Origin of the sequence: Streptomyces odonnellii (genome assembly GCF_000981895.1) — a bacterium.
GTDB classification, from domain to species: domain Bacteria; phylum Actinomycetota; class Actinomycetes; order Streptomycetales; family Streptomycetaceae; genus Streptomyces; species Streptomyces odonnellii.
This window is the reverse complement of sequence record NZ_LATD01000476.1, coordinates 1-5,742: the sequence shown is the minus strand read 5'-3', so window position 1 is coordinate 5,742 and position 5,742 is coordinate 1. Positions and strand designations below refer to the sequence as shown.

Here is a 5,742-nt window from a genome sequence, read left to right as displayed (position 1 = left end):
ACCCCGCCCCCGCAAACCCCGTAGATCTCCCGGAAGCCGCGTGGGTACGGGGCGAGCCGTCCCGGATGGCCGTTCCAGGGGCGGTTCGTTTCCGCAGGTCAGACGGCATTTCATCGTTCCAGCGTCCCGTACTTCCCGTGGACGGTTGCGGCTCGGGGCGGGCAGGCCGAAGGCTGTGGGCAGACAGCAGCACCGGCCGAGAAGCACCCGTCGCTCAGCGACCGCCTTCCTCGCCGTCGTCGCGCTTCCGTCTCCTCAGAGCCAACCGACACGGGAAGAAGAACCATGCGCAAGCACCGCATCCGCACCACCACCCTGGCCGCCACCGTCCTCGCCGCCGCACTGTCACTCACCGCCTGCCAGGACACGGACGCGGACACGGGCGCCAAGGAGAACGTCTCGTCGGAGGTGCCTGCCGACAACAACGCCGGGTCGGACGCGTCCAAGGGCTCGGACACTTCCGAAGCCACAGACACCTCCGAGGCCGCAGAGAACAGCAACGCCTCAGGCAGCGGTACATCAGGGAGTGGTGCCTCCGGCAGCGGCACCTCCGGCAGCGATGCCAAGGGCTCCGGCGACAAGAGCGGTTACGGGCAGGTCTGCGGAGCCAATGACATCTCCTGGAGCACCAGGTCCGAGACCCAGGCCGGCGGTTACATCCTGATCATCGCGAAGGCCAACCCGGGAATCACCTGCGTCCTGCCCGCCGCACTCCCCACGGTCGCCTTCGGATCCGACGGCACCGAGGCGGGCCCGGCGGAACAGGCCGTCGGCGAAGCGATCACTCTGAGCGGCGGCACCAGGGCGTATGCCGGGGTGAACCCGAAGACCACCAAGGACAACGGCGGCAAGGAACTGGACAACATCATCGTCGCCATCGGCAACACCGACCCGAACCCGGTCTCCCTGCCGGTCGACACGATCACCGTCGAAGACCCCATCGTCACCAACTGGCACACCTCGGCAGCGGACGCGGTCCCGTTCAGCTCCTGACGAACCCCTGACAAACCCTGCCGAACCAGCGTCCTGAACGCACCGGCGACGCCCGGAACATACCCCTGCGGCACGAGGCCCAAGAGCCACGGGCCGCAAGGGGTACGACTGCCTTGGTTTATCGGCCTGTTGACGCCCCTTGACGCCAATTGTCGTACGCGTCAAGCTCGTAGAACATTGTGGAACACACAATGAAGCGGCAGACCGGAGGCGGACATGGCACTACGGTTCATCGCAAAGGACCCGAACACCAACGGAACACAGTGCCCGACGGCGTGGGTGGACGACGAAGCGGAAGAGATCGTCATTCAGGGCTGGAAGGCCGGTCAGGCGTTGTTGGACCAGTGCTGCGAAACCGGGCCGATCCCCGAGACGGAGGCAGTGGTGCGTCTACCGATCCGCATGGTGCCTGCGCTGAGGGAGGCATGTGATGTCGCAGACCGACTTGGCGTTCGTTGAGCTGTTGGCCAACACTCGCCATTCGGCCGTGCACCTTGAGCTACGCGACTCGTACGGGATCGGCGAGGAGGCAGCCGAGTTCAACAAGTGGCGTGATGGCTGGCGTCCCGATCTGGACCCGACCACGTGGTGGAACGACTTCCACACCTGGGTACGCGACGCAACAACGAGAGGGGTCGCGTTCCGCCGTGCCCGTGTCGTCTCTGAACCCGTGAGCGCCTATATCAGGTACGAGCACGGGTGCACGTACCAGAACATTGCCGCCGGCGAGTCGGTACGGTGGCTGTCACGTCGCAAGGCTTCGGATCTCGCCTTGCCGGGAAACGATTTCTGGTTGTTCGACGAACACATGATCATGTGGAACCACTTCACCGGCGAAGGCGGCTCAGCGGGGCCGGAGCTGGACGAACGGCCGGACGTGGCGAGGTTCTGTGCGTCAGTGTTCAACGCTGTGTGGGAGCGAGCCACGCCCCATGAGGACTACCGGATCTGACGGACCGAACCGAGACACATGCCCGCGTCCCCGTCATCAACCGTCCAGGAAGCCCGGAAAGCCATCGCGGACCGACTCCGGGAGATCAGGAAGGAAGCGGGCCTGTCCGGCCACGTCGTGGCCGTGAGCGCTGGTTGGTACAAGTCCAAGGTTTCGCGCATTGAGAATGCGGTCACTCCTGCCTCTCCGGATGATATTCGCGCGTGGTGCCGCGCCTGTGGGGCCAATGACCAGGCTGCCGATCTGATCGCTGCCGCCCGCTCCGCCGACACCATGTACGTCGAGTGGCGACGCGTTCAGCGGTCCGGACTGAAGCAGCTTCAGGAGTCGTACATCCCCTTGTACGAGCGCACCAGGGTATTCCGCACCTACTGCGCCAACGTGGTGCCAGGAGTTCTTCAAACCCACGCCTACGCATCCGCGCTGCTCCGTTCCATCAGCGAGTTCCACGCGACCCCCGATGATGTGGAAGACGCGGTGGAGGCCCGGCTCAACCGCTCTGCGCGAGTGCTCCATGAGGGAAACCATCGCTTTGCTCTTGTGCTCGAAGAATCGGTGTTGCGTCACCGTGTCGGAGATGCGGAGACGATGGCCGGACAACTCGGCCATCTGCTGTCCGCCATGGCATTCCCATCCGTCTCGCTGGGCGTGATCCCCTTCTCCGCCGAGCGCCGTATGTGGATGATCGAGACGTTCACCGTGTACGACGAAGAGCAGGCCGAAGCGGAACTGCTCACGGCGCGCGTGAACGTCACCGTGCCGAGTGAGATACGGCAGTACCTCAGAGCTTTCGGTGCCTTCTCCCGCCTGGCCGTCCACGGGGCCGCCGCCCGTGCTCTGATCACCTCTGCCATTGACGCGCTGGATTGACATCCGCGTAGAACTTCGTGGAACCGCCTAGGAGTTGCTGCCGCCGCCGTCCTAGCGTTGTGGATGAACGGACGGCATGAGGTGCGCCCGCAGGGTGACTCCGGCACGGCCCATTGCCCTCGTGGCGAGACCGAAGCGTCCGGACAACATCCGCCCCGACCGGTGAGAACCCTGGACAGGTCGAGTGGTCGGGGCGGGTGACCAACCCGCCGGCTCAAGCCCGCGGTTCACCGGTCACGCCGTCGACCGTACGGCGGCGCGGTCCCTTCGCCAAAGAGGAGGTCGGTAGATGAGCGCTCAGACGGTCGATACGTACGAGACGCGCGCACCGGACGTCGAGGGATGGCGGGGCGTCCCGTTCCGTCACCTGGAGGACATGTCCGCAGTCACCACGGCGGACGCGAGCACAGACGTGGCCTCACTGGTCACGGCAGAGGACGACGGCGGCAAGCATGACGCCGGGCCCATGCCGCCCGAGGCGCCGCGCGATCCCGCCCCGGGCGGCGGCGACGGCAAATAGTCCCGGCCAGCGGTCCCGTTGGCGAGTGATCCCGTGCCCCGTCCGTGCGTCTCCCCGGCGTATGGGCGGGGCTTCGTACCTCGGATACGGAACGGGCGGTCCCCGTCCGTGTCGACGGGGACCGCCCGAGGCGGGGGGTGACGCGGCCGCTCAGGTCAGGTCGTCGAACTCGCCTTCCTTGGCGCCGCCGAGGAACGCGCGGAGCTTGGTGCGGGTGGTGCGGATGATGACGTCGGGGTGGTCGCTCTCGCGCAGGAGGATCTCGCCGTTGTGCTCCGCGAGTTCGAGGCAGTTGTTGCCCTCCGCACCTGACGATTTTGAGGACTTTCTCCAATGAATATCCATTATTGCCACGCCTTCACACCTCTTGTGCAATATCGCGAATGAAGTCCCGTGATCTCTCAGGATCGAGCGATCGCTCCTCGACCCTGTCCAGCACGGCTCGATAGTTCACGAGGCGCGTTTCGGCATCCAGAAATGCAGGTCCGGTCGCGGTGTCCGTCTGTACGGTGTCGAGCTGCGGGACGGAGCCGTACACGTATTGTGTCGAACTGCCGGTCTCCGGGAAACCGCCCGCAGCGAACGGGATCGCACGGACAGTGACGTTGTCGCGGTCCGACTCCTTGAGCAGATGGTGGAGTTGGCCGCGGGCGACCTTGGGGCCCCCGTACACCATCCGCAGCGCGGCCTCATGGATCAGGAATGTGCACGTCGGCGGGGCTTCCCGGTCGAGTACGTCGCGGCGCTTGAGCCGGTGCGAGAGTTGCCGCCGCTGGCGTGCCGGACTCAGTGGCGGCACGACTTCCGCGTAGACGGCACGCGCGTACTCCTCGTTCTGGAGCAGGCCGGGCATATACATGATCTGCACCGACCGGATACCTATGGCGTGGTGCTCCAACTCGGCCAGATCGAGCGCGCCGCTCGAAAAGTCGCCACGATAGTCCTCCCACCAGCCGCTTATGCGCTCTGCGGCCATGGTGGCGAGGGCCTCGATGTATGCCTCGTCCGGGCACTCGTAGTGGGCCGCCCACGTACGCACCCGCTCGGGGCTGACGCCGAATCGGCCCGATTCGATGTTGCTGATGGTGGTGCGGTCCGTGCCGAGCATGGCCGCCGCATCGGTGAGCGAGAGCCCGGTGTGCTCTCGGATCTTGCGCAGTTCGGTACCCAGCCGGCGCTGCCGCGCCGTGGGCGCCTTCCTCGATGGCATCGGCCTCTCCTCTTGTCAGACCTCAGTGTGTCTGGTGTCTGAGCGAGGGTCCAACCTGTCTAGATATTTACGATAAGGCGTCCAACGCTTGAGGCGTATGGTTGCGGTTGCGGTATCACGTGCGGCCGTCGGCAGAACCGAAGTGGGGGCGCCGGGGCGTGTTTTGACGCGTGCTCAGCACACTGTTGGAAGGCGGCGCGGTTCACGCCGACGGAAGCAGGGGCGCGGGCGGTGGCTGCTACGTAGCGGCAGTGTTGGCGGGCCTGGCCGTCGGGCGAATCGGACGAGGCGCACATCGTGTCGTATCTGGACGTCGGTCATCACCTCACGTACTTCATGGAGGGCGGAGTCGACGTCCTCACCGGGGAAACCCACCGGCATTCCTCCGGCTGCTCCTCGCTCGTGACGGACGGTATGTGGATCTGGCGGGCCGACTTCGCGCACTACCTTGAGGTGTATCACGTCCCATTGCCGACCGACTTCCTCGCGCGCGCCGGGGACTGCGACACCAGATGCCGGACCTGGTGGGTGCCGACTTCGCGCCCCTCTTCGGCGAGGTGATGCTGAGGTTTGGGTGGACGGAAGCAGCAGGCCCGTGGGACACGGGCTCGGTCCTTCGTCCAGAGCCGCGAGCGGTTCCGACTCGGGCAGAGTTCACAGCACGAGTCCGGCAGGAACGACCCGACGGGCCATGGGGGAAGCCACCGCGCAAGCCGCGAAGGCCGAAGAACTGACCACTCGGACAGTGCCCGCGCCCCACCTACCAGACCGCCCCATGTACTGGACCGGTCTAGCGCAACTTCCGACACAAGACCCGCCGCCAGCCCACTGCCCCAGCCATCCCACAAGCCCCTGACCAGGCACTACCGATCGGGCTTCCGTTAGGGGTGTCACCCGGCAACGCACCTCAGACACCTGCTTGCACCCCAACCGTCCACAAACAGTCAGTCGCTGAGCCGGTGTCGTCACCGCCCCATTCCACTGCCGCGTACAGCCACCCACCGGCCGGCACCCGGCAAAGAAACCGGCCCCACAAGCAGCCTCCTCCGGGGACCCCTCCCCCCGGGCCGCCCCTCCCACGAAGCTGCACTTGGGGGGACGGGACGGGGGTCAGGGGTGGAGCGCAGCGGAATCGGCGGAGCCGACGCGACGCAGGAGCGCCCTTGACGCCCGGCACGGCCCCACGACACTCAAACC

At 66.1% G+C, this 5,742-nt stretch carries 8 protein-coding genes; 6 read left to right on the top strand and 2 right to left on the bottom strand.

The annotated features are described in order from the left end of the window. Window positions 1-285 precede the first annotated feature (285 nt). From WH07_RS33420 to WH07_RS33405, 5 genes are all read left to right on the top strand, one after another. Window positions 286-993: a DUF4232 domain-containing protein gene (locus WH07_RS33420; RefSeq protein WP_046508496.1), complete on the top strand. Its 708-nt coding sequence runs from the start codon at window positions 286-288 to the stop codon at window positions 991-993. A gap of 216 nt (window positions 994-1,209) precedes the next feature. Next, entirely contained in the window at window positions 1,210-1,452 is a 243-nt protein-coding gene (locus WH07_RS40590; protein WP_079023769.1) for a hypothetical protein, read from the top strand. Continuing rightward, window positions 1,424-1,945 (top strand): DUF6879 family protein, encoded by a 522-nt coding sequence (locus WH07_RS33415; protein WP_046508495.1) that lies wholly within the window; start codon window positions 1,424-1,426, stop codon window positions 1,943-1,945. The genes WH07_RS40590 and WH07_RS33415 overlap by 29 nt, the downstream gene beginning before the upstream one ends. An 18-nt stretch (window positions 1,946-1,963) precedes the next feature. After that, window positions 1,964-2,815 (top strand): helix-turn-helix domain-containing protein, encoded by an 852-nt coding sequence (locus tag WH07_RS33410; RefSeq protein ID WP_046508493.1) that lies wholly within the window; start codon window positions 1,964-1,966, stop codon window positions 2,813-2,815. 289 nt (window positions 2,816-3,104) lie between these two features. Next, on the top strand, window positions 3,105-3,335 hold the full coding sequence (locus tag WH07_RS33405) for a hypothetical protein (RefSeq protein WP_046508491.1): 231 nt from the start codon (window positions 3,105-3,107) through the stop codon (window positions 3,333-3,335). Window positions 3,336-3,485: 150 nt separating this feature from the next. Here the strand turns inward: WH07_RS33405 and WH07_RS33400 are convergent, their stop codons facing one another. Then, a complete protein-coding gene (locus WH07_RS33400) occupies window positions 3,486-3,680 on the bottom strand; it encodes a DUF397 domain-containing protein (RefSeq protein ID WP_046508489.1) in 195 nt (64 codons plus the stop codon). A gap of 13 nt (window positions 3,681-3,693) precedes the next feature. After that, window positions 3,694-4,545 carry a helix-turn-helix domain-containing protein gene (locus WH07_RS33395; protein WP_046508484.1) on the bottom strand — a complete coding sequence of 284 codons (852 nt, stop codon included), beginning with the start codon at window positions 4,543-4,545 and terminating at the stop codon, window positions 3,694-3,696. Between the two features lie 297 nt (window positions 4,546-4,842). Between WH07_RS33395 and WH07_RS33390 the strand changes: the two genes are divergently transcribed. Beyond that, window positions 4,843-5,106: a hypothetical protein gene (locus WH07_RS33390; protein ID WP_046508481.1), complete on the top strand. Its 264-nt coding sequence runs from the start codon at window positions 4,843-4,845 to the stop codon at window positions 5,104-5,106. The last annotated feature ends 636 nt before the right edge of the window (window positions 5,107-5,742 follow it).